This window comes from Streptomyces sp. NPDC059256, assembly GCF_042753785.1.
In the GTDB taxonomy this organism is placed as follows: Bacteria; Actinomycetota; Actinomycetes; order Streptomycetales; family Streptomycetaceae; genus Streptomyces.
Genome location: NZ_JBHYZO010000006.1, coordinates 64,539 through 85,570, shown reverse-complemented (window position 1 = coordinate 85,570; position 21,032 = coordinate 64,539). Strand labels below are relative to the sequence as shown.

20 protein-coding genes are annotated in these 21,032 nt (G+C 70.8%); 9 read left to right on the top strand and 11 right to left on the bottom strand.

Features of this window, described 5'->3' with window-relative positions; translation table 11 throughout:
- Positions 1-39 precede the first annotated feature (39 nt).
- Positions 40-1,104, top strand: coding sequence for a uroporphyrinogen decarboxylase (gene hemE / locus ACFXJL_RS16260; protein WP_329024404.1), 1,065 nt, complete (start codon positions 40-42; stop codon positions 1,102-1,104).
- A 126-nt stretch (positions 1,105-1,230) separates the two neighbouring features.
- Here hemE and ACFXJL_RS16255 read toward each other — a convergent pair whose 3' ends face one another.
- Complete coding sequence (locus tag ACFXJL_RS16255; RefSeq protein ID WP_384692839.1) at positions 1,231-2,616, bottom strand: FAD-dependent oxidoreductase; 1,386 nt, start codon at positions 2,614-2,616, stop codon at positions 1,231-1,233.
- A 27-nt stretch (positions 2,617-2,643) separates the two neighbouring features.
- Positions 2,644-3,606 (bottom strand): DUF4349 domain-containing protein, encoded by a 963-nt coding sequence (locus ACFXJL_RS16250; RefSeq protein ID WP_384692837.1) that lies wholly within the window; start codon positions 3,604-3,606, stop codon positions 2,644-2,646.
- 250 nt (positions 3,607-3,856) lie between these two features.
- Here ACFXJL_RS16250 and hemG point away from each other — a divergent pair, with 250 nt between their 5' ends.
- Positions 3,857-5,308 (top strand): protoporphyrinogen oxidase, encoded by a 1,452-nt coding sequence (hemG, locus tag ACFXJL_RS16245; protein WP_384692834.1) that lies wholly within the window; start codon positions 3,857-3,859, stop codon positions 5,306-5,308.
- A gap of 4 nt (positions 5,309-5,312) precedes the next feature.
- Positions 5,313-6,026 carry a hydrogen peroxide-dependent heme synthase gene (gene hemQ, locus ACFXJL_RS16240; protein ID WP_358878358.1) on the top strand — a complete coding sequence of 238 codons (714 nt, stop codon included), beginning with the start codon at positions 5,313-5,315 and terminating at the stop codon, positions 6,024-6,026.
- Positions 6,027-6,125: 99 nt separating this feature from the next.
- On the opposite strand, the gene ACFXJL_RS16235 is transcribed toward hemQ, so the two are convergent.
- From ACFXJL_RS16235 to ACFXJL_RS16215, 5 genes are all read right to left on the bottom strand, one after another.
- On the bottom strand, positions 6,126-7,727 hold the full coding sequence (locus ACFXJL_RS16235; protein WP_384692831.1) for an alpha/beta hydrolase: 1,602 nt from the start codon (positions 7,725-7,727) through the stop codon (positions 6,126-6,128).
- A gap of 227 nt (positions 7,728-7,954) precedes the next feature.
- A complete protein-coding gene (locus ACFXJL_RS16230; RefSeq protein WP_384632855.1) occupies positions 7,955-8,803 on the bottom strand; it encodes a TIGR04222 domain-containing membrane protein in 849 nt (282 codons plus the stop codon).
- A gap of 3 nt (positions 8,804-8,806) precedes the next feature.
- Positions 8,807-10,138 (bottom strand): DUF692 domain-containing protein, encoded by a 1,332-nt coding sequence (locus ACFXJL_RS16225; RefSeq protein WP_384693265.1) that lies wholly within the window; start codon positions 10,136-10,138, stop codon positions 8,807-8,809.
- Between the two features lie 154 nt (positions 10,139-10,292).
- Complete coding sequence (locus ACFXJL_RS16220) at positions 10,293-11,072, bottom strand: DUF4142 domain-containing protein (protein WP_358878361.1); 780 nt, start codon at positions 11,070-11,072, stop codon at positions 10,293-10,295.
- 107 nt (positions 11,073-11,179) lie between these two features.
- Positions 11,180-11,977 (bottom strand): aminoacyl-tRNA hydrolase, encoded by a 798-nt coding sequence (locus tag ACFXJL_RS16215; RefSeq protein WP_384692827.1) that lies wholly within the window; start codon positions 11,975-11,977, stop codon positions 11,180-11,182.
- 46 nt (positions 11,978-12,023) lie between these two features.
- On the opposite strand from ACFXJL_RS16215, the gene ACFXJL_RS16210 reads away from it, so the two are divergent.
- The 4 genes from ACFXJL_RS16210 (at position 12,024) to ACFXJL_RS16195 (ending at position 14,531) form a co-directional block, all read left to right on the top strand.
- Positions 12,024-12,701 (top strand): AIM24 family protein, encoded by a 678-nt coding sequence (locus ACFXJL_RS16210; RefSeq protein ID WP_358878363.1) that lies wholly within the window; start codon positions 12,024-12,026, stop codon positions 12,699-12,701.
- A gap of 56 nt (positions 12,702-12,757) precedes the next feature.
- Positions 12,758-13,570 (top strand): ATP-binding cassette domain-containing protein, encoded by an 813-nt coding sequence (locus tag ACFXJL_RS16205; RefSeq protein ID WP_384632846.1) that lies wholly within the window; start codon positions 12,758-12,760, stop codon positions 13,568-13,570.
- The gene (locus ACFXJL_RS16200) at positions 13,567-14,271 is read left to right on the top strand and encodes an ABC transporter (RefSeq protein ID WP_384692823.1); all 705 of its coding nucleotides are present in this window, start codon (positions 13,567-13,569) and stop codon (positions 14,269-14,271) included. Before ACFXJL_RS16205 ends, ACFXJL_RS16200 begins: the two co-directional genes overlap by 4 nt.
- A gap of 71 nt (positions 14,272-14,342) precedes the next feature.
- Complete coding sequence (locus ACFXJL_RS16195) at positions 14,343-14,531, top strand: hypothetical protein (RefSeq protein WP_384632843.1); 189 nt, start codon at positions 14,343-14,345, stop codon at positions 14,529-14,531.
- A gap of 11 nt (positions 14,532-14,542) precedes the next feature.
- Here ACFXJL_RS16195 and ACFXJL_RS16190 read toward each other — a convergent pair whose 3' ends face one another.
- Entirely contained in the window at positions 14,543-15,415 is an 873-nt protein-coding gene (locus ACFXJL_RS16190) for a polysaccharide deacetylase family protein (RefSeq protein ID WP_384692820.1), read from the bottom strand.
- 99 nt (positions 15,416-15,514) lie between these two features.
- Between ACFXJL_RS16190 and ACFXJL_RS16185 the strand changes: the two genes are divergently transcribed.
- Together ACFXJL_RS16185 and ACFXJL_RS16180 are read left to right on the top strand one after the other, a co-directional pair.
- Entirely contained in the window at positions 15,515-15,997 is a 483-nt protein-coding gene (locus ACFXJL_RS16185) for a cupin domain-containing protein (protein WP_384692817.1), read from the top strand.
- Positions 15,998-16,220: 223 nt separating this feature from the next.
- The gene (locus tag ACFXJL_RS16180; RefSeq protein ID WP_384692815.1) at positions 16,221-17,648 is read left to right on the top strand and encodes a S1 family peptidase; all 1,428 of its coding nucleotides are present in this window, start codon (positions 16,221-16,223) and stop codon (positions 17,646-17,648) included.
- A gap of 327 nt (positions 17,649-17,975) precedes the next feature.
- Here the strand turns inward: ACFXJL_RS16180 and ACFXJL_RS16175 are convergent, their stop codons facing one another.
- From ACFXJL_RS16175 to zapE, 3 genes are all read right to left on the bottom strand, one after another.
- A complete protein-coding gene (locus ACFXJL_RS16175; RefSeq protein WP_384692812.1) occupies positions 17,976-19,343 on the bottom strand; it encodes an alkaline phosphatase PhoX in 1,368 nt (455 codons plus the stop codon).
- Between the two features lie 124 nt (positions 19,344-19,467).
- Positions 19,468-19,893 (bottom strand): OsmC family protein, encoded by a 426-nt coding sequence (locus ACFXJL_RS16170; RefSeq protein WP_250917414.1) that lies wholly within the window; start codon positions 19,891-19,893, stop codon positions 19,468-19,470.
- Between the two features lie 56 nt (positions 19,894-19,949).
- The gene (gene zapE / locus ACFXJL_RS16165; RefSeq protein WP_384632825.1) at positions 19,950-21,032 is read right to left on the bottom strand and encodes a cell division protein ZapE; all 1,083 of its coding nucleotides are present in this window, start codon (positions 21,030-21,032) and stop codon (positions 19,950-19,952) included.

Below are 21,032 nucleotides of genomic sequence, written 5' to 3'. Positions count from 1 at the left end.
GGGGCAGCCACTTCCACCCGGCGTGCGAAGATTTGGGGCGTGAGCGTCAACGACCGCCCCACGGGCCAGCAGCCGAAGCCGTACGAATCCGCCTTCCTCAAGGCGTGCCGGCGGGAGCCCGTCCCGCACACACCGGTCTGGTTCATGCGCCAGGCCGGCCGTTCCCTGCCCGAGTACCTGAAGGTGCGCGAGGGCACGGCGATGCTGGAATCGTGCATGCGGCCCGAGTTGGTCACCGAGATCACGCTCCAACCGGTCCGCCGCCACAAGGTCGACGCCGCGATCTACTTCAGCGACATCGTGGTCCCGCTCAAGGCGATCGGCGTGGACCTCGACATCAAGCCCGGCGTCGGCCCGGTCGTCGCCGACCCCATCCGCACCCGCGCCGACCTGACCCGGCTCAGGGACCTCACGCCCGAGGACGTCTGGTACGTGACCGAGGCGATCGGCCTGCTCACGGCCGAGCTCGGCACCACCCCGCTCATCGGGTTCGCCGGCGCGCCCTTCACGCTCGCCAGCTACCTCGTGGAGGGCGGGCCCTCCCGCAACCACGAGCACACCAAGGCGATGATGTACGGCGACCCGCAGCTGTGGGCCGATCTGCTGGACCGTCTCGCCGAGATCACCTCGGCGTTCTTGAAGGTGCAGATTGAAGCCGGAGCCAGCGCCGTCCAGCTCTTCGACTCCTGGGTCGGCGCACTCGCGCCGGCCGACTACCGCCGCTCCGTGATGCCCGCCTCGACCAAGGTGTTCGATGCGGTGGCCTCCTACGGGGTGCCCCGCATCCACTTCGGCGTGGGCACCGGTGAGCTCCTCGGCCTCATGGGCGAGGCCGGCGCCGACGTGGTGGGCGTGGACTGGCGCGTCCCGCTGGACGAGGCCGCCCGACGGGTCGGCCCCGGCAAGGCGCTCCAGGGCAACCTCGACCCCGCGGTGCTGTTCTCCTCCCGCGAGGCGGTGGAGAGCAAGACCCGAGAGGTGCTCGACGCGGCGGAGGGCCTGGAAGGCCATATCTTCAACCTGGGCCACGGTGTGCTCCCCACGACCGACCCGGACGCGCTGACGCGCCTGGTGGCATCGGTCCACGAGCAGACGGCCCGCTGAACCGGCGCGCCCGCGCACCGCGCCCGAGGCACAATCACGCCTTCCGGCAAGGCCGTTGACATCACGCAAGGAACTGCTGAGGACGTCGTGGGCAGGGGAGCCACCCGCAACCCCTGCCCGGGGCCGTCAGCCCGCCCGTACCGCCGTGGCCGCCTTGCGGGCCGCCACCAGCACCGGGTCCCAGACCGGGGAGAACGGGGGCGCGTACCCGAGGTCCAGGGCGGTCATCTGCTCGACCGTCATTCCGGCCGTCAGCGCCACCGCCGCGATGTCCACCCGCTTCGCCGCGCCCTCACGGCCCACGATCTGCACGCCCAGGAGCCGACCCGTACGGTGCTCGGCGATCATCTTCACCGTCATCAGCGCTGCCCCGGGGTAGTAGCCCGCCCGGCTGGTGGACTCGACCTTCGCCGTCACGAACTGCAGGCCCACCGCTGACGCCTCCCGCTCCCGCAGACCGGTTCGGGCGATCTCCAGCTCACAGACCTTGCTGACCGCCGTGCCCACCACGCCGGGGAACGTGCCGTAGCCCCCGGCCACATTGGAGCCGATGATCTGGCCGTGCTTGTTGGCGTGGGTGCCGAGCGGCACATGGCGATCCCGGCCCGAGACCAGGTCGAGCACCTCGACGCAGTCCCCACCGGCCCAGATGCGGTCCTCGCCGCGCACCCGCATCGACAGGTCCGTGAGCAGCCCCCCGTAAGCGCCCAGCGGCAGTCCCGCGGCCTTCGCCAGCGAGGTCTCCGGCTCCACGCCCATGCCGAGGACCACGACATCCGCCGGATGGACGGCGTCACGCGTGGCGACCGCACAGGCCCGGCCCGCGTCGTCGGTGTGGATCTCGGTCACCTCGGCGCGATTGACCGTGGTGATGCCCAGACCGTCCATCGCCTGGTGCACCAGGGAACCCATGTCCGGGTCGAGCGTCGCCATCGGCTGCTCGCCACGGTTGAGGACCGTCACCTCGAAGCCCCGGTTCAGCAGGGCCTCCGCCATCTCCACCCCGATGTAGCCGGCGCCGATCACGACCGCGCGGCGTCCCTCGGTGGCCGCGAGCGTGTCCAGCAGCGCCTGGCCGTCGTCGAGGTTCTGCACCCCGTGCACACCCGGGGCGTCGATGCCGGGCAGCGGCGGACGCACGGGGCGCGCCCCGGTGGCCAGTACGAGCCTGTCGTAGCCGGTCCACGCGTGCGTGCCGCTCTCCAGATCGTGCGAGCGCACCCGCCCGCGCGCCGTGTCGATCTCCACGACCTCCGTACGCATCCGGAGGTCGATCGCGCGCTCGCGGTGCTCGGCCGGTGTACGGGCGATCAGATCGGCGCGCTCATCGACCTGGCCGCCGACCCAGTACGGGATCCCGCACGCCGAGAACGAGCTGAAGTGGCCGCGTTCGAACGCGACGATCTCCAACTCGTCCGGCCCCTTGAGCCTGCGTGCCTGCGATGCGGCGGACATGCCCGCCGCATCGCCTCCGATGACCACCAGTCGCTCGACCGTTCTGGGACTCGTCATGCCCCCACGCTACGGGGGAGTGCCTGGTCAGCTGCCGTCAGGTTCCTCCTGTTCGGTCTTCGGGGGCGTCGCCGCATAGGCGGGCAGGGGAGCGGGCGATGGCTCCGGGACCGGCCGGCGCCCGTTCAGTCGGGGGCGCACCGCCCACCGCCACAGCGCGTACAACAGGCCCAGCAGGGCGGCGAACGGCGCCACCGCGCCGAGCACCACCACGGTCCAGCGCAGTGAGGTCACCAGGGCGTCCCAGCCGCCCTCCAGCGCGTCCAGGAAGCCGGGGTCGCCCTCTTCCTCGTCCTTGGGCTCCTCGGTCTCGGAGAGCGTGAGCTCGATCGTCGACAGACTCGTACGGTCCTTCAGTGACGCCTGTCGGGCGAGCAGCGACTCCAGTTCCGCCTGACGGCTGCTGAGCTGCCCCTCCAGGGTCACCACGTCGGCGAGCTTGTCGGCCCGGTCCATGAGTGCCCGCACCCGGGTCACGCTCGCCCGCTGGGTGGCGATGCGGCTCTCCACGTCGACGACCTCATCGGTCACATCGGTGGCGTTCGAGGTGCGCAGCAGGAGCTTTCCCGCGCCCGCCAACTCGGCCAGCACCTCGTCGTACCGTTCCTGCGGAACGCGCAGGACCACCCGCGTGTCCATCTCGTCGTCGCCGATGCGCTCGGTGGACTCCTCTGCGACATGGCCGCCCACCCGCTCCGCGGTCCTGCGGGCGGCGGTCAGTGCCTTCGCCGAGTCCTTGACCCGGACCCGCAGTTCGGCGGTGCGGATGATGTGCGAGGGCGCCAGCTTGAGAGCCGGTGCCGCCTTCGGGGAGCCCTGTTGGTCCCCCTTCGGATCCGCCGCCGCCTCCTTGGCGCCGCCCACCGTCCCCCGCTCGGCCGCGGCGTCGACCGCCCTGGCCGATTTGTTGTCCCCGTCACTCGCGGCGCAACCCGCCACCGCGAGTGAGGCGGTCAGCAGAACTACGGCGCACGTACGTCGTGCACGCATATGGCCCCCCATATCGATTCCGTCGCTGGATATCGCCCTTTTGACGGTGGGTTCCTGCGTCCGGTTTCCTCCCGGCGGTAGCGAACCGATCACGGTCGGGACTCGAATCGGATCGGACGGGACACGGGACCCGACGTGATGCGACGGGATGCGACGTGATGTGAAGAGAACTGAGGAGAACTGAAGCAAACCGAACGGTGCGCAACCGGTCGCTCAAGGCTGCCCCAAGCAGGTCTGAGACAGTGGAGGCATGCAGTCTTCCCAGGACACCGGTACCGGACCCCGGACGGACCCCGGGCACGTCGTCGTCATCGGGGGCGGGATCACCGGGCTCGCCGCCGCTCACCGTCTCGTCGGCGCGGGGGTCAGGGTCACCCTCCTTGAGTCCACCGACAGGCTCGGCGGCAAACTGCTCGCCGGAGAGATCGAAGGCACCCCGATCGACCTCGGCGCCGAGTCCCTGCTCGCCCGACGCCCCGAAGCGATCGACCTCGCCCGTGCGGTCGGCCTCGGCGACAGACTCCAGGCGCCTGCCACGGCCACCGCTGCGCTGTGGACGCGCGACGCCCTGCGCCCCATGCCCAAGGGACATGTGATGGGAGTCCCAGGGACCCCCGAGGCGCTCGCCGGAATCCTGTCGCCGCGCGGCGTCGCACGCATCGCCGAGGAGCGCGACCTGCCCGCCGTCGAACTCGACGAGGACGTGGCCATCGGAGCGTTCGCCGCCGAGCGCCTCGGCCGTGAAGTCGTCGACCGCCTGGTGGAACCGCTGCTCGGCGGTGTGTACGCGGGTGACGCCTATCGGATCTCCATGCAGGCCGCCGTCCCCCACCTCTTCGCCGCGGCCAAGAAGCGGGGCTCATTGCTCGCGGGCGTCCAGGAAGTGCAGCGCAGGGCCCGGGAACAGCAGCAGGACGGGCCCGTCTTCCTCGGCATCGAAGGCGGTGTCGGCACCCTGCCGGAAGCGGTCGCCGACGCGGTGCGCGCGGGCGGTGGCGAGATCCTCCACCGCACGCCCGTCATCGCGCTGAACCGCCGCTCGGACGGCTGGGAAGTCCGCCTCACCGACCGGACCCTGACCGCCGACGCCGTGGTCCTCGCCGTGCCCGCCGGCCCCGCGGCGACCCTGCTCGCCGCCGAGTCCCCCGCCGCAGCCGCCGAGGTCGACCGGATCGAATACGCCTCGATGGCCCTGGTCACCCTCGCCTTCCCGCGCTCCGCGATGACCGGCCTCCCCGCCGGTAGCGGCTTCCTCGTCCCTCCGGTCGACGGCCGCACCATCAAGGCGTCCACCTTCTCCACCCAGAAGTGGCAGTGGGTCCGCGACCGCTCGCCCGAACTCTTCGTGCTGCGCGCATCCATCGGCCGCCACGGCGAGGAGGAGCAGTTGCAGCGCGAGGACGCCGAGTTGATCGACGCGGCGTCGGGCGACCTCCGCCAGGCCACCGGGGTCACGGCCACCGCCGTCGCCGTCACCGTCACCCGGTGGACGCGAGGACTTCCCCAGTACCCGGTGGGCCATCCCGCCCGGGTCGCACGCATCCACCGGGAGGTCGCCAAGCTGCCCGGTCTGGCGCTCTGCGGTGCGGCCTACGACGGCGTCGGCATCCCGGCCTGCATCGCCGGCGGACAGCGCGCCGCCGACGAGATCCTCGCCACGCACACCCTGGCGCCGGGCACCGATCGGGGCGCGGGACAATAGCCCCATGAGCGCACCAGAAAAGATTCCGAACGCCGGCAAGAAGGCCAAGGACCTCAACGAGGTCATCCGCTACACGCTGTGGTCCGTCTTCAAGCTGCGCGATGTGCTGCCCGATGACCGCTCCGGCTACGCCGACGAGGTCCAGGAGCTGTTCGACCAGCTCGCCGCCAAGGACATCACGGTGCGCGGCACGTACGACCTCTCCGGGCTGCGCGCCGACGCCGACGTGTTGATCTGGTGGCACGCCGAGACCTCGGACGAGCTCCAGGATGCGTACAACCTCTTCCGTCGCACCCGCCTCGGCCGGGCGCTTGACCCGGTCTGGTCGAACATGGCCCTGCACCGGCCCGCCGAGTTCAACAAGTCGCACATCCCGGCGTTCCTCGCCGACGAGAACCCGCGCGACTACGTCAGCGTCTACCCCTTCGTCCGCTCGTACGACTGGTACCTGCTGCCCGACGAGGACCGTCGACGCATGCTCGCCGACCACGGCAAGATGGCCCGCGGCTACCCGGACGTCCGCGCCAACACGGTCGCCTCGTTCTCCCTCGGCGACTACGAGTGGATCCTTGCCTTCGAGGCGGACGAACTGCACCGGATCGTGGATCTGATGCGTCATCTGCGGGCGTCCGAGGCCCGGATGCACGTGCGCGAGGAGGTCCCGTTCTACACGGGCCGTCGCAAGGAGGTCTCCGAACTGGTGGCCTCGCTCGCCTGACGGGTCTCCACCCGCTCCCGGCGCCGCGCATCAGCGGCCCCGGACATGACGAAGGCCGGGACCGCACACCAGCGGCCCCGGCCTGTCCGACCCGGAAGGTCAGACGGCGTTCGGCAGCCTGCGCTGCTCGCTCCGCCGCTCCAGCGACACCGGGTCCGGCTCCGGGTGCGGCGCGCACGACGCGCGCCGCACCGGCGTCCTCCCCTGGAGCAGGTACTCCTCCAGATGGGCGTTCACACAGGCGTTGGCGCCGCCGCCGATGCCATGGGTACCGGCGTCCTCCTCGGTGATCAGGACCGCCCCCTTCAACCGGCGCGTCAGCTCCTTCGCCCCTTCGTACGGGGTCGCCCCGTCCCGCTCCGCCGCGAGGATCAGCACCGGCGGCAGCGCACCCCGGCGGGTGCCCACGTCCAGGGGCTGCTGTCGGGGCCCCTGCCAGAAGGCACAGGGCAGGTTCATCCAGGCGTTGTCCCAGGTCTCGAAGGGCGCGGTACGGGCGAGTTCCGTGTTGTCCCGGTCCCACACCGCCCAGTCGGTGGGCCAGGGGGCGTCGTTGCACTCGATGGCGGAGTAGACGGCCCGCGCGTTCTCCGACTCCTTCGCGGCCCCGGTCCGCGGCGCGGCCTGAGCGATCAACGGCTTGTCGTTGCCGCGCAGATACTCCGAGAGTGCCGTGGCCCTCGGCACCCAGTAGTCGTCGTAGTACCCCGCGCCCAGGAACGCCCCGTGCAACTCGCCCGGTCCCACCGTGCCCCCCGCGGGCTCCACGGCCAGCCGGGCACTCGCCCGTTCATAGCTGCGCGCCACCGCGTCGGGCGTCGCTCCCAGCCCGTAGACGTCGTCGTGCTTGGCGATCCAGGTGCGGAAGTCCGCCCAGCGGCGCTCGAAGGCGGTGTTCTGGTCGAGGTTGCTGCGGTACCAGATCTTCTCCGGGGCCGGGTTGACCGCCGAGTCGAAGACCATGCGACGCACGTGGGAGGGGAAGAGGGTGGCGTACACCGCACCGAAGTAGGTGCCGTAGGAGGCACCCATGAACGTCAGCCGCTGCTGTCCGAGCGCCGCTCGCAGCACATCGAGGTCACGCGCGTTGTTCAGCGAGGTGTAGTGCCGCAATGCGCCGCCGTTCCGTTGGGCACAGCCCTCGGCGTACGCCTTCGCCTCGGCGATCCGTCGCTGCTTCTCGGCGGGGGAGGGGTGGGTCGGATCCGGGGTCGGGCCCTGGGCCCGCTCGGACGGCTCCTCACAGGACAGCGGCGCGGAACGTGCGACACCGCGGGGCGCGTAGCCCACCAGGTCGTAGGCGCGGGCGATGCGCTTCCACTCCGGGAGTTGTCCGGCCAGGGGGAAGTACATGCTGGATGCGCCGGGACCGCCCGGGTTGTAGACGAACGCGCCCTGGTAGTCGGCCGGATCACCGCTCGCCGGAATCCGACTGACCGTGAGGGAGATCTGCCGGCCCGACGGCTGTGCGTAGTCCAGCGGCACTTCGACGGTGCCGCACTTCACCGAGGAGGGGAGCCGCTCCACCTCGGGGCAGGCCCCGAACGAGATGCCCGCGCCAGCGGCACGTGCGGCTGCGATGGCGGTGCCGTGGGACTCGGTCACGGTGGTCGTGGCGCCGCCCGCCGGCGGGACGATCAGCGTGCTGATCGACAGGGAGCCGAGGCCGATGAGGACCCCGTGTCGTGCGCGTGCTCTCATCCAGATCCCTTCGTCGCCCGCCGTCCTCCGATCGTGTGCGGACGGCGGTCAAGGGATCGATCCTTCGTGGCGCGTCGGGGCGAGTAAAGCACCGCCGAACGGTGTCGCGGTCAATGACTCCGATGCGCCCTTCGGCCTTCAGTGCGCCCCCGGGATGCGGTGTCGAACTCCGCGCAGCGCCAGGCCCGGGGAGCCACCGGCGCCGTCGGATCGATGGCCGTCCGGGGTCATCCGCAGCCGCAGCCGCCGCACCCTCCGCAGCCGTCGCCACCACCGCCGTCTCCCCCGCCGTCTCCCCCGCCTGTCGTGGCGGCCATCAGGGGCACCGCCACGGAAGCGGCGAGGAGCGTCCGCAGCAGCGGATGACCCGCAGCGCTCGCCCCCTGCACCGCCACCCGCTGTCCGGGAGCCGTCGAGCCTGCGGAGCGTCGGCCGTAGTCGCGCAGGGCCCGCAGCCCCGCCTTCGTCACCCGCCGACTGACCCGGCGCGCCATCAGATGCCCGGTCACGATGCCCCAGACCAGCGCCGGCAGGACCAACAGGACGAAGGGCAGGGCGGGACGGTCCCAGTCATGGACATGGCTGACGACGGTGAGCGTGGTCGCGGTCGTCAGCCCCATCCAGCACAGGGTCGCCTGGCCGTGCCCCCAGAGGACGGGTCCCGCGCCGATGCGCCGGAGCGACATCATCAGTCCGCGATCGGTCAGTCCACTGGCGATGCCGGTCACCGCCGGCTTGCGCATCACCTTGTACCGCAGCGTGTTCAGTTGGTGGTCGTCGGAGTTGGCCAGATGTGTGAGCACGGCCCGCTCCACGGGGTCGTGGGAGACGTCGTTGTGTACGCCCACGATGCCGGGTCCGCCTATCTGTAGGCGTCCGTCCGCGTGCATGGCCGTCACTGCCGTGTCCACGACCCGTACGGGACCGCCGCTGAGGAACGCGGCCTCGTAGACACTGCGGATCTCCTCCGCCACCCCGCGGGCCCGACTGTCCCGTTGGGCCCGTACGACGGTGACGATCAGCGGGATCGACGAGGCCGCGATCGCGATCCAGACCAACACGGCCGCTGTGTCCATGGACTACCTCCGTAGAAGTCTCATCCGTGCCGCCCGGGCGATCCGTGCGGCACGCCCGGGCGGACGGGGTGCGATGCGATCCTCCCACCACCGGGTGAGCCGGCGCCGGGCCCGAACGTCGGCGGGCCGGCCGGAAATCAGCAGGTGTTCGGCGAAGGAGAGCGCGTCCTTGCGGTATCCCGAGCCCATCGGGCGGCCCTTGGCGTACGCGAGGAACGCGGGCCGGTAGCCGGGGCCGAGGATCTCGGGCAGTTCCGGGGCGATGCGGGCGACGACGGACGCCCGCTTGGCCGCGAGCGCCCGCCGCTGCACCCGCAACCGCTGGTGGTCGAAGCCCTCAGGGGCCGGATGGCCCGCCACCAGGGAGGCGAGGAGCGCCGTCTGGGAGATGCCGAGCCGGTCCCGGGCCGATGGATCGGTCGACCCGGCCGACCCGGTTGATGTTTCGGCCTCCCGGTCGGCCGCGGTCGGCGGAGCCGAGTGGGGTGCCGGCGGAGCCTGCACCCCGCATCCCACCGCCTCCCTGATCGCCGCCAACTCGCCCGCGAGCGCGCCGTGCACCTGGTCGGACGGCGGAAAGTCGTCGTCCCGCTCCAGCAGCACCCCCGGCGGGCTGACCCGGGACGCGAGTTCCCGCAGCACCTCTAGGACGGGTTCGGTGACCGGATGGGCGTGGGTGTCGTGCCAGACGCCGTCCCGTTCCTCGCCGCCCGCCACATGGACGTACGCGATCGCTTCCACCGGGAGTTCGGCGAGGGCCTTCGCCGGGTCCTCGCCACGGTTGACGTGGTTCGTGTGGAGGTTCGCCACGTCGATCAGCAGGCCCACCCCGGTGCGCTCGACGAGTTCGGCGAGGAACTGCCCCTCCGTCAGCTCCTCGTCGGGCCAGGAGATCAGCGCGGCGATGTTCTCCAGCGCCAGCGGTACGGGCAGCGAGTCCTGCGCGATCCGGACATTCTCGACCAGGACCTTCAGGGCGTCCCAGGTCCTCGGCACCGGCAGCAGATGACCGGCCTCCAACTGCGGGGACGCGGTCAGTTTCCCCCCGGCCCGCACGAACGCGATGTGCTCCGTCACCAGGGGCGCGCCCAGTGCGGTCGCCCGCTCGGCAAGGTCCTTGAGCCGCTGCTCGGACGGCCGGTCGGCGCCGCCCAGCCCCAGGGACACCCCGTGTGGCACCGCGGTCAGACCGCGCGCCAGCAGCCGGGACAGCGAGTCGGGCAGATGGCAGGGACAGATGTTCTCCGCCACCACCTCGACCCAGTCGAGCCCCGGCAACTCCTCCACGGTCCGCGCTATCTCCGGACGCCAACCGATGCCCATGCCGAGTGCCATGCCGCCCCCTGCGGTGTGTCCCCAACTCCCGGTCGCGCCTCGGCCACCGCCGAGGACGCGTGGTGGTGTCATCGCCCTGTAAGGACAGGGTAAATCCCGGGAGTGAGACGTTCAGAGGTGGATTTGAGGTTCCCGACGAGTAGGGATCGCGAGGTCAGGGGCTGAGCGAGGGCTCCGGCCTGGCGGTGTTGACGGCACCGGGCGGCCCGGGGGGTACGGACGGCTGGGAGGTCAGCTGCTGGCTGCCGTTGGGCTCCACCGGCTGCGGAGCGGCGGGCACGTTCCCGCCCGGCGGCGGCGGCCCGGTGGGGCTCGCCTTCGCACCTCCGGCCGCCTCATTGGCGATGGCGTCGAAGTCGACCATGCCGGTCCCCTCCAACATGGTGATGTGGTCCAGCACCGTCTGGTTGGCATCGCTCGCCAACTGCCGTATCAGCGTGTTGCGCGTGGTGTGCCGGACCTGGGCGATCAGCGAGAAGACCTTGCCGTGGGCGTTGCGCAGGATGTTGGCGAACTTGAACTCGTACTCCCGTCCGCTCGCCGCCGACAGCTCCCGCAGCCACGCCTGCTGCTGCTCGTTCGGCTGGTTGGGCAACTCCACCCCGAGCTTGCCCGCCACCTCGCGGGCCCGTCGGTCGAGATCGGCGTGGCCGACGACGAGGTGGTCGCCCGTGTCCTTGATCGCCTTGGTCGGGGCGCGCTCGATCGCCTGCTGTCCCGCCGGCAGCTCCCAGAGCCCGGCCAGCCGGACCTTGACCAGGAAGTCCCGGTCGGTGGCCGACAGCGGGCCCCACTGCGTCGCCACGGTCGAGGCGTTCAGATTGTCCTGACCGGTTCCCGAACGGTCTGCGTACGACCACACCGGGAAGGCCAGGGCCCCCACGGTGGCGACCAGGGCCGCAATGATCAGAGCCGTCCCGTTGATGCGCCGCAACAAAGTACCTCCCGAGCCGATGTGCCAGAGGCCAACCAACCGTCAACGGAGCCTGGGCGCCATCGTTTTGGCGGTACTGAGAGGTACGCAACCCACCCGTCGGGCGTTCAGCGGTGCAACGCGGGATGATCAGCGATCACTGTCCGTGACCCGGCTTCGATCTCGGTGAAGCCGGCGTCCCGGACGACCGGCAGCCCACTGGACGCCAGGTTCGCCCAACGCTCCGCGTCCGCCGAGCGCACGGCCAACGGGAAGCCGGCCTTCGCCCACTCGGTGCGGTCGGCGTCCGACAGCTCCCACCAGGCGAGCTGGGCGCCGTGCCCGGCCTGTGCCATCGCCTTGCCCGCCGACATCTCCACCTCCGGGCTGAGCCACAGCACCGGCACCCCCGCTGCCGGCTGAGCGGGCGGCTCCGGGTCCTCCAGATCCGTCCCCGACACCTGGAGCTTGGCCAGTTCCTTGGGCCAGCCGTCCAACGGGACCGGCGGGAAGACCCGTACCTCGCACTCCCGCCCGGTGACCGTGATGCCCGGCAGGGCGGACGCCTTGCGCCACTCCGCACCGCGCGCCCGGCGCACCACCTTGCGGATCCGGGCGTCCTGCCAGTCGCTGACCGCCCGCGCCCATTCCCCTTCGCCCACCGACCGCTCGTCGCCGAGCAGGGTGAGCACCGCGCGGGCAGCGGTCTCCAGCGCATCCGTGCGGGCCGGGGGAGCTGTCTTCTCGATCCGCACCACCAGCGGCAGGACGAACTGGGGCGCCGTGTCGCGATCGACGTTCTCGTGCTGGAACGGACTGTCCTGGCTTGGCGGGACAGATGAACCGGAGGGGTTCCCGGGATTGTCGGGTTCTGCGTTTTCGCTGCTCACAGCAGCCAGTGTGCCAGCAGTGCACGGTGCAACCATGGGAACGGCTTGGCGGAACCCCGGCCTCCGGGTGAGGATGCACTCCATGAAAAGCGACCTCTTCGCCTCCGAGAACATGGCGCAGCAAGCCACCGTTCCCGGAATGACCCAGCAGAACGCCAAGTCGATCAAGTACGCCGTGAACGGCGAGATGCATGCGCGCCAGGGGTCGATGATCGCCTTCCGGGGCAATCTCCAGTTCGAGCGCAAGGGTCAGGGCATCGGCGGCATGCTCAAGCGTGCGGTCACCGGTGAGGGGTTGCCGCTGATGGCCGTGCGCGGACAGGGCGAGGCATGGTTCGCCCACGAGGCCGCCAACTGCTTCATCGTCGACATCGAGCCCGGCGACGCCCTCACGATCAACGGGCGCAACGTCCTGTGCTTCGACTCATCCCTCTCGTACGAGATCAAGACGGTGAAGGGCGTCGGCGCGGCCGGTGGCGGACTCTTCAACAGCGTCTTCACCGGTCAGGGCAAGCTCGCCGTCATCTGCGAGGGCACCCCGATCGTCATACCCGTCTCCGCCCAGCAGCCCGTCTACGTCGACACCGACGCGGTCGTCGGCTGGAGCGCCAGCCTCACCACCTCGCTCAACCGCTCGCAGTCCTTCGGCTCCATGATCCGCGGCGGCTCGGGCGAAGCGGTCCAGCTGATGCTCCAGGGCGAGGGCTTCGTCATCGTCCGGCCCAGCGAGCTGGTCCCGCAGAAGGCGGCGTCCAACTGATACTCCAGTCGGTCGGCCGCCGCTACGGACTGCGCGGCCCCTGGGTACTACGCGGAGTGGATCTCGAACTCCCGACACGCACCCTGGTCCGGATCTCCGGGACCAACGGCACCGGAAAGTCCACCCTGCTCCGGCTGATCGCCGGGATCGACGCGCCCAGCGAGGGCCGGATCGACGGCCGCCCCCGCACGGCGTACGTCCCCGAACGGTTCCCGGGCGTACTGCCGTTCACCGCCGTGGGCTATCTGCGCCACATCGGGCGCATCCACGGTCTCGACCGCCGTACGGCGGCCACGCGCGCCGATGAGTGGCTGGAGCGCTTCGGCGCTGCCGAGCACGCGGGCACGCCCCTCGCCGAGCTCTCCAAGGGCACCAGCCAGAAGGTCGCCGTCGCCCAAGCGCTCCTGGCCGAGCCCGAGTTGCTCGTCCTGGACGAGGCGTGGACCGGACTCGACGCGGCGGCCCGGGCCGAACTCGACCGTGCGGTGGCCGAACGGGTCGCGGCGGGGGCCACCGCGGTCTACGTCGACCACGATCCGCTGCGGCTGGCCGATGCGGCCGACGCGGTCCACTCGGTGAGCGCGGGTACCCTCATCCCGGCGCCGGCGTCGATACCGGGCGCTCCACCCCCCTCGGCGACGGCGGCGGGACCGCAGGTGCAGATCATCGCCTCAGGGCCTCCCGGTGCACCCCCGCCCGACGGGCTGCCCGGAACACCCGAGCACGAGGTGCGGCCCGACGGCGACATCGTGTTCACGGTCACCGCCCCCTACTCCGACTCGCTGCTCAGAGCCCTGCTCTCGGCCCGTCCGCCCTGGCACGTCCGCCAGGTCGAACACCGCGAGGCCACGAAGGTGAGCCAAGGATGAGTGCGCTCTTCGCGCTGCTCGGCTACCAGTCCGCCCTGCTGCTGCGCTCCCAGCGCTGGCTGCCGCCGTTCCTGCTGTACGGGATCATCCTCGCCGTGGGCATCCAACCGGGCCGTCCCGTCCTCGACGCGCTCGGCTACTCGGCCGCCGCGCTGCTGCCGGTCACCGCCTGGCTGGTCCGGGTCTGCGTCACCCAGGAGCCCACGTCCGCCCGGGACATCACCTCGGCGGCTACCAGCCCCCAGCGCGTCCAGTTGGCACCGCTGCTCACCGCGCTCATGGGCGCCGGTCTGCTGGGATGTATGGGCACCACGGTGGTCGTCCTGGTGAGCAAGGCGATGGGCGCCGACAACCGGACCGTGGTCCCCCTGCCGGAGGCCACCTTCGCCGGGCTGCTGGCGGCGGCCGTCTGTGCGCTGACGGGCGCGGCGGTCGCGGCGCTGTGCACCCGACCGCTGCTCTACTCGCGCGGCTGGTCGCTCGCCCTCACCGCGCTCGGTTCGCTCCTCGCGCTGGTGACCACCGGTTCGCCCGCCAAGTACGCGGTGACCGTCCTGGTCTCCGGCTCCCGCACCGGTGACCCCCGGTTGCCGCTGCTCGCCTTCGCCGGGGCGCTGCTGTTCGCGGTCCTCGCCGGGGCGGCGGCCTGTGCGATGGGTCCGCTGCGCGGCACCGATGTGGCGACGGAGACCAGCGGCTGACAGCGGGAGGAACTCCTGCCCGGGGACGGTTCCTTCAGCGATCGTTGAGCACCACCCGTAGGCTCGGTGTCATGGACCAGCCGGACGAGGCGTACTGCGTAACACCGGAACGACCCGAAGCGGCCCCCGACGAAGGGCCGCCCTTCGCGGAGTGCGTGCTCTGTCGGGAGCCGACGGAGCATCCGGAGTCAGTGCGGGGCATCACGCTCTGCCCGGTCTGTGAATGGCAGGAGGCACAGCGGACGGCGTGCTCCGGCTGAGCCGCCCATGGTCATCCGGTGGTCGCCCCGCGCATCACATCGGAGACCCTGACCATGCGGTAGCCGCGTTCTCTGAGCTTCGGCACGATGGTGCGGATCGCCTGCTCGGTCACGGGCGCGGCGCTGCGCGTGCAGTGCATGACCACCACGGAGCCGGGCTTCACCCCCGCGAGCACCTGCTCGGCCACGGCGTCGGCATCGCTGGCGAACGCGTCTCCGCTGACCACGTCCCATTGCACGGCCGTCACCCCGGTGGGTGCGATCGCACGCAGTGCGGTCGGGTCGTAGCAGCCCCCCGGGAATCGGAAGTACGGCACCACCCGTTCCGCTCCGACCTTGCGGAATGCGCTGAACGCCCGTTCCACATCGGCCCGCATGGCGTCCTTCGCGACGGTCGGCAGGCCGTAGCAGGGGGCGGTGAAGGCGTGATGGCTGTACGAGTGGTTGGCGATCTCGAAGAGGGGATCGGTGCCGATCGACTTGGCCTGTGCCGGGTACTCCTCGGCCCAGCGGCCGGTCATGAAGATCGTCGCGGGGACCTTGAGGCGGCGCAGCGTGCTGATGAGCTCCGGGTTGTCGAACCGCTCGCCGCGGGCTGCCCGTGGACCCTGGTCGGCGGTCATGTCGGCGTCGAAGGTCAGTGCCACGGTCTTCGGCGCCGTGGCCGAGGCGGGGGCGCGCTCGAAGACCGGTGTGAGGCCGGAGCGTGGCCGCGCGAGTTGGGGCGCGGGCGCCGCCTCGGCGGCACGGGGACCAGCCCCGGTGCGGGGGGCAGTCCGTTCGGTCTGCTCGGTCTGGTTGGTGGGCTCCCGTGCACCGCCGCAGGCGACGAGTGCCGCACCGAGGACCGCCACGGCGAAGAGTCTTCGTACGGAAATGATCACCAGTCAAAAATATATGATCAGTAGTGCAATCTACTGATATGTCGCTTCTGTGTCGGGACTACGATCCCTACGCCGGATCCCATCCCCAGGAGGAGTGACATGGCCCAGGTCCCCGCAGCCGGAGTGCTCGCCCGATGGACCGAGGTGGCCGATGTGCCGGCCGGCCGCGGCGGGGCGCTGTGGCGGCTCGAAGCCGGGGGCCGGCAGTTGGACGCCAATGTCGTCCGTCTCCCCGCGGGCGAGCGGGTCGAGACGCACGAAGAAGGGGACCTCGACGTACTGCTGTGCGTGCTCAGCGGCGACGGCGAGGCGGAGATCGACGGGCAGTGCCAGGCCCTCGCCGTCGGCGCTCTGGTCTGGCTGCCGCGCGGTGCCCGTCGATCGCTGCGGGCGGGGGGCGACGGGCTCGTCTACCTCACCGCGCACCGTCGGCGCCCCGGCCTCGCCATCACCGGCGCGCAGGGTCCTGAGGGCGGGGAATCGGCCTGCATGCTCAACCGCCTCTGTCCCTCCTGCGACCGCCCGGCGGACGACCCCGGCGCCCGTTTCTGCGCACGATGCGGAATGCAATTTTCCCTCTGAGGAAGCTCGTTTCGGCGCACGCTCATCGCTGTCCTCCGCGCAGGTCCGTGCGGTCTGAGGGTCCGACGGTCGATGGAGTGCCGTACGCCTCCTGGCGGACCATCAGCCAACTCACCCGCTTCCACATTGAGCACACCACCCGACTCATCCGTACCAAGGGGCGGACGCGTCCTCCGGTGCTCAGCCGGATCGGACCCCATCACCCCCCACAGGAGGCGGCGAGTTGACTCACAGGCGCATACCCAAGCGGAAGGCGGCTCTGGCGGGAGCCGCGGCCATCTCCATCACGGCCGCGGCCGTACTGCTGCCCCAGGCGTACGCTTCCCAGGACGGCTCCGATGCAGCTGGATCCAACGCTCCCAAGACCATGAGCGCGACCTCGGCCGCCGACCTCCTCAAAGAACTCGACGGCACCCTCGGCGACTCCTACGGGGGCGCGTACTACGACGCCAAGAAGAAGCGACTCGTCGTCAACATCGCAGGCGACGACAGCAAGGCCGTGGAACGGGTGACGAAGGCCGGGGCGGTGGCGCGCGAAGTGCGCAACAGCGCCAGCACCCTGCTGAGCGCACGACGCACGCTGGCACGTGAGGCCACGATCCCGGGCACTTCCTGGGCCCTGGATCCCCGGACCAATCAGGTCCTGGTGATGGCCGACCGTACGGTGACGGGCGAGCGCTGGGACAGGCTGGAGACCGCAGTACAGGGCCTCGGCCCCGGAGTCGCGCGCATCAAGAAGTCCGCGGGGGAGTTCAAGACCTTCCTCGAAGGCGGTGACGCCATCTTCGGCGGCGGCGCGCGCTGCTCGCTGGGCTTCAACGTGACCCTCCAGGACGGCGGCTCCGGTTTCCTGACCGCAGGTCACTGCGCCGTGGCCGCCGAGCGCTGGTCCGAGACCCAGGGCGGCGCTCCCGTCGGTACCGTACGGTCGGCGACCTTCCCCGGAGCCGGTGACTTCGCCCTCGTGACGTACGACGACCCCGCGACCCAGGCACCGAGCAGCGTCGATGTCGGCGGTGGCGAACTCCTGGCGATCAACAGAGTCGTGGATGCCACCGTCGGGCAGGAAGTCGCCCGGATGGGAAGCACCACGGGTCTGCGGAACGGGCAGGTCACCGGGCTCGACGCCACCGTGAACTACCCCGAGGGCACCGTCACCGGTCTCATCCAGACCAATGTGTGCGCGGAACCCGGCGACAGCGGTGGTGCGCTGTTCGGCAGTGACGGCAGCGCGATCGGGCTGACCTCGGGCGGCAGCGGCAACTGCACCAGCGGCGGGGAGACCTTCTTCCAGCCGGTGACCACGGCACTGACCGCGGTGGGCGCCCAGATCGGCGACGGCACGGGCTCCGACACCGGTGGTGGTGAAGGCGGCGAGGAAGGCGCGGATCAGGGCGCTGATGGTGGTGGTGAAGGCGGCGAAGAGGGCGCGGATCAGGGCGCTGATGGTGGTGGCGAGGGCGGCGAAGAGGGCGCGGATCAGGGCGCTGATGGTGGTGGCGAGGGCGGCGAGGAAGGCGCGGATCAGGGCGCTGATGGTGGTGGCGAGGGCGGCGAGGAAGGCGCGGATCAGGGCGCTGACGGTGGTGGTGAAGGTGGCGAGGAAGCCACCGGTGGAGCCGCGGGGACGGATTCCGTGTACCGCTTCTGACCCCGGAAGGCGCCGATCGGGGCGTCCGTACCCCGGTCCGTCCGCAAGGGGTGTTCTCCTACCACGGGCAGGATGCCGACCCCGCCCGCTGGTCCTCGCCCTTCGAACGGACCGGCCCCGGTGAATCAGATGCCATGTGCTCCTGACTCCGCTCCGATGTCAGGCCAGTCCAACCGGGGCGCATTTCGACCGGCGCACTCACGATGCCCCGGGCGGACACCGGGTGCCGGGGGGACGGCACTGCCCGCCTCGAACCACCGGGGCGGGCAGTGCCGTTTCGCCGCATGATGCCCGTGCTGTGTACCGCACCAGTGCGCTGGGAACGAGCTAGCGCCAGGGCCCGGTGACGGCGAAGGTCGTCCCCGGTCGATAGACGTTGACGTACATCGTCTCCCCGTCCGGTGCGAAGGTCACCCCGGCGAACTCACCCCATCGGGGCGCCTGCGGGGTGCCGATGGACTGTCGGTTGCGCGCCACCTCGTACACCGTGCCGTGCCGGGTCAGCCCGTACACGTGCTGCCCGCCGCCGCCGTCCTCGCACACCATCAACCCACCGCTCGGCGCGAGGCAGATGTTGTCGGGTGATTCGCCGGGCAGTTGGACGTCGGTGCCCGGGCCGAAGACGATGACCAGGGTGAGTCTTCGGCGCGCCGGCTCGTAGCGCCACACCTGACCGTGGTGGTCACCCGCGGATCCCTCCGCGCTGCGGGCGTAGCTGGAGACGAAGTAGACCGAGCGTCCGCCCCAGTAGCAGCCCTCCAGCTTCTGGGCGTGGGTGATGCCGCGCGTCCCGAAGTCCTGGAGTCGGATGGGTGTCTGCTGCGCCTGGCTGTCGGGCACCGGGACCCACTCGACGCCTTCGAAGACGGCCCCCGGCTCGTCGATCGCCGAGAGGTCGGGCACGTCGGGAACCCGCATCGCCTCCAGCGCCCCACCCGCGCGCAGCGAGCCGGTACCGCCGAGCGGTCTGCGCGGCAGGAAGCGGTAGAAGAGCCCGAAGGGACGGTCGAAGGCGTCCTCGGTCTCGTACACGATCCCGGTGCGGGGATCGAGGGCGATGGCCTCGTGCTGGAAGCGGCCCATGGAGGTGAGGGGGACGGCGCCCGTGCGATGGGGAGCGATCGCGTCGACCTCGAAGATGAAGCCGTGGTCCTTGGTGTATCCGTTGGTGCCGGCCCTGTCCTCGTTCTCCTCGCAGGTCAGCCAGGTTCCCCAGGGGGTCGGGCCGCCGGCGCAGTTGACGGCGGTGCCGGCGATCGCGACGCGTTCGGCGAGCACCTCGCCCTCGTCGTCGAGTTCCAGGGCCGTACAGCCGCCCTTGGCCGTCGGGTCGTAGGTGAGCCCGGTGACCGGTGGGACGCCCAGTCGGGCCGAGTGGCGGTTCTCGTGGTTGCGGACGAGATGGGTCCGGCCGCGTCGGCCGTGGAACGCTCCCATGCCGTCGTGGTTGCCGGGGACGGTTCCCTCACCGGAGCGCAGTGGGTCGCCCTCCCGGGAGAGGACCCGGTAGCGAAAGCCCCGGGGGAGGTCGAGCAGTCCTGCGGGGTCGGGAACCAGTGGGCCGTAGCCGTGTTCACCGCTGTGGCCGCTGCCGACCGCGGTGCCGGCGAAGAGTTCGGACAGGGCACCGGTGAACGCGATCTGTGTGCTCAATAACCCCGCGCGGGCGAGGACATGGCGTCGTGTCACTGACATGAGGCGCTCCCTGTTGGGGGACAGGAGATGTGACCCGCACCGGTCTACCACGCCCCGTGGGACAGGTGAACAGTGCGGGCCACAACGCCTCATGTGTCGCGTGGTGCGACAGGCATCACTGCCGTTACGCCAGTTCGGCGGTCAGGGTGATCGTCGTGCCCGTGAGCGCCTGGCTCACCGGGCAGTTCTTCTTGGCGTCCTCGGCCGCGGAGGCGAAGGCGTCCGCGTCCAGGCCGGGCACCTCGCCGCGAACGGTGAGGTGGATGCCCGTGATGCCCTCGCCGGGCTGGAAGGTCACGTCGGCCTTGGTCTCCAGCCGGGTGGGCGGGTTGCCGGCGCCGGTGAGCCCGTGTGAGAGGGCCATCGAGAAGCAGCTGGAGTGGGCGGCGGCGATCAGCTCTTCGGGGCTGGTCTTGCCATTGGCCTGCTCGGCGCGGGACGGCCAGGAAACCGGCTGTGATCCGATGCCGGAAGAGTCGAAGGTGACGGTGCCCGAGCCCTTGAGGAGCTCGCCTTCCCAGACCGTGTGCGCCGTGCGCGTGGTGGCCATGCTGATGGTTCCCTTCTGACGGAAAAGCTGGGTGGAGCAGGGTTACACCCCCGAACCTAGCGCCCTGTCAGCCCCTTTGCGTCACGGGCCAGCGCTGTCAGCCGGGAGATGGCGCGGAAGTACTTCTTGCGGTAGCCGCCGTTGAGCATCTCTTCGCTGAACAACCGGTCGAAGGGCTGCCCGGAGGCGAGCACCGGGACCTCACGGTCGTACAGACGGTCGGCGAGTACCACCAGGCGCAGTGCGGTCGACTGGTCGGGCACCGGACCCACGTCGGTGAGGCACACGGTCTCCACCCCGTCGATCAGTGCGCCGTACCGACTCGGATGCACCTTGGCCAGATGGTCGAGGAGATGGGGGAAGTCGTCGAGGGAGGAGCCGTCGGTGGCGTAGGCGCTCTTGGCGACCACCTCGTCCGAGTACGGCATGGGCGCCTCGGGCAAGCCGCGGTGGCGGTAGTCCTGGCCGTCGATGCGCAGGGGCTGGAAGTGGGCGGAGAGCCCCTGGATCTCACGCAGGAAGTCGGCGGCGGCGAACCTGCCCTCGCCCAGCTTGCCCGGCAGGGTGTTGGAGGTGGCGGCGAGAGCCACTCCCGCCTCGACCAGCTTGCGCAGCAGGGACGAGACCAGGACCGTGTCACCGGGGTCGTCCAACTCGAACTCGTCGATGCACAGCAGTCGGTGCCCGCTCAGGGTCTGCACCGTCTGCTGGAAGCCGAGGGCGCCGACCAGATTGGTCAGTTCCACGAAGGTGCCGAATGCTTTCAGCGCGGGCTCGGCCGAGGTGGCGTGCCACAGCGATGCCAGCAGATGGGTCTTGCCGACGCCGTAGCCGCCGTCGAGGTAGACGCCCCGGACGGGCGCGGGAGCCGCGGGCTTGCGGCTGAACCACCGGCGGCGACCCGAACCGCTGGCGTGCGCTCCACCGCCCAGACTCGCCGCGAAGGTGCTCAGCGCGGTGACTGCCGCGCTCTGGCTCGGCTGCTGGGGATCGGGTACGTAGGTGTCGAAGCGGACTGCGTCGAAGCGTGGCGGAGGGACCATCTCCGCGACGAGTCGGTCGGCAGGGACGTACGGCTCGCGGGCGCACAGCGAGATGGGTACTGCTTCGGCTATTGCGCTGGTGGCACGGGTCGACAC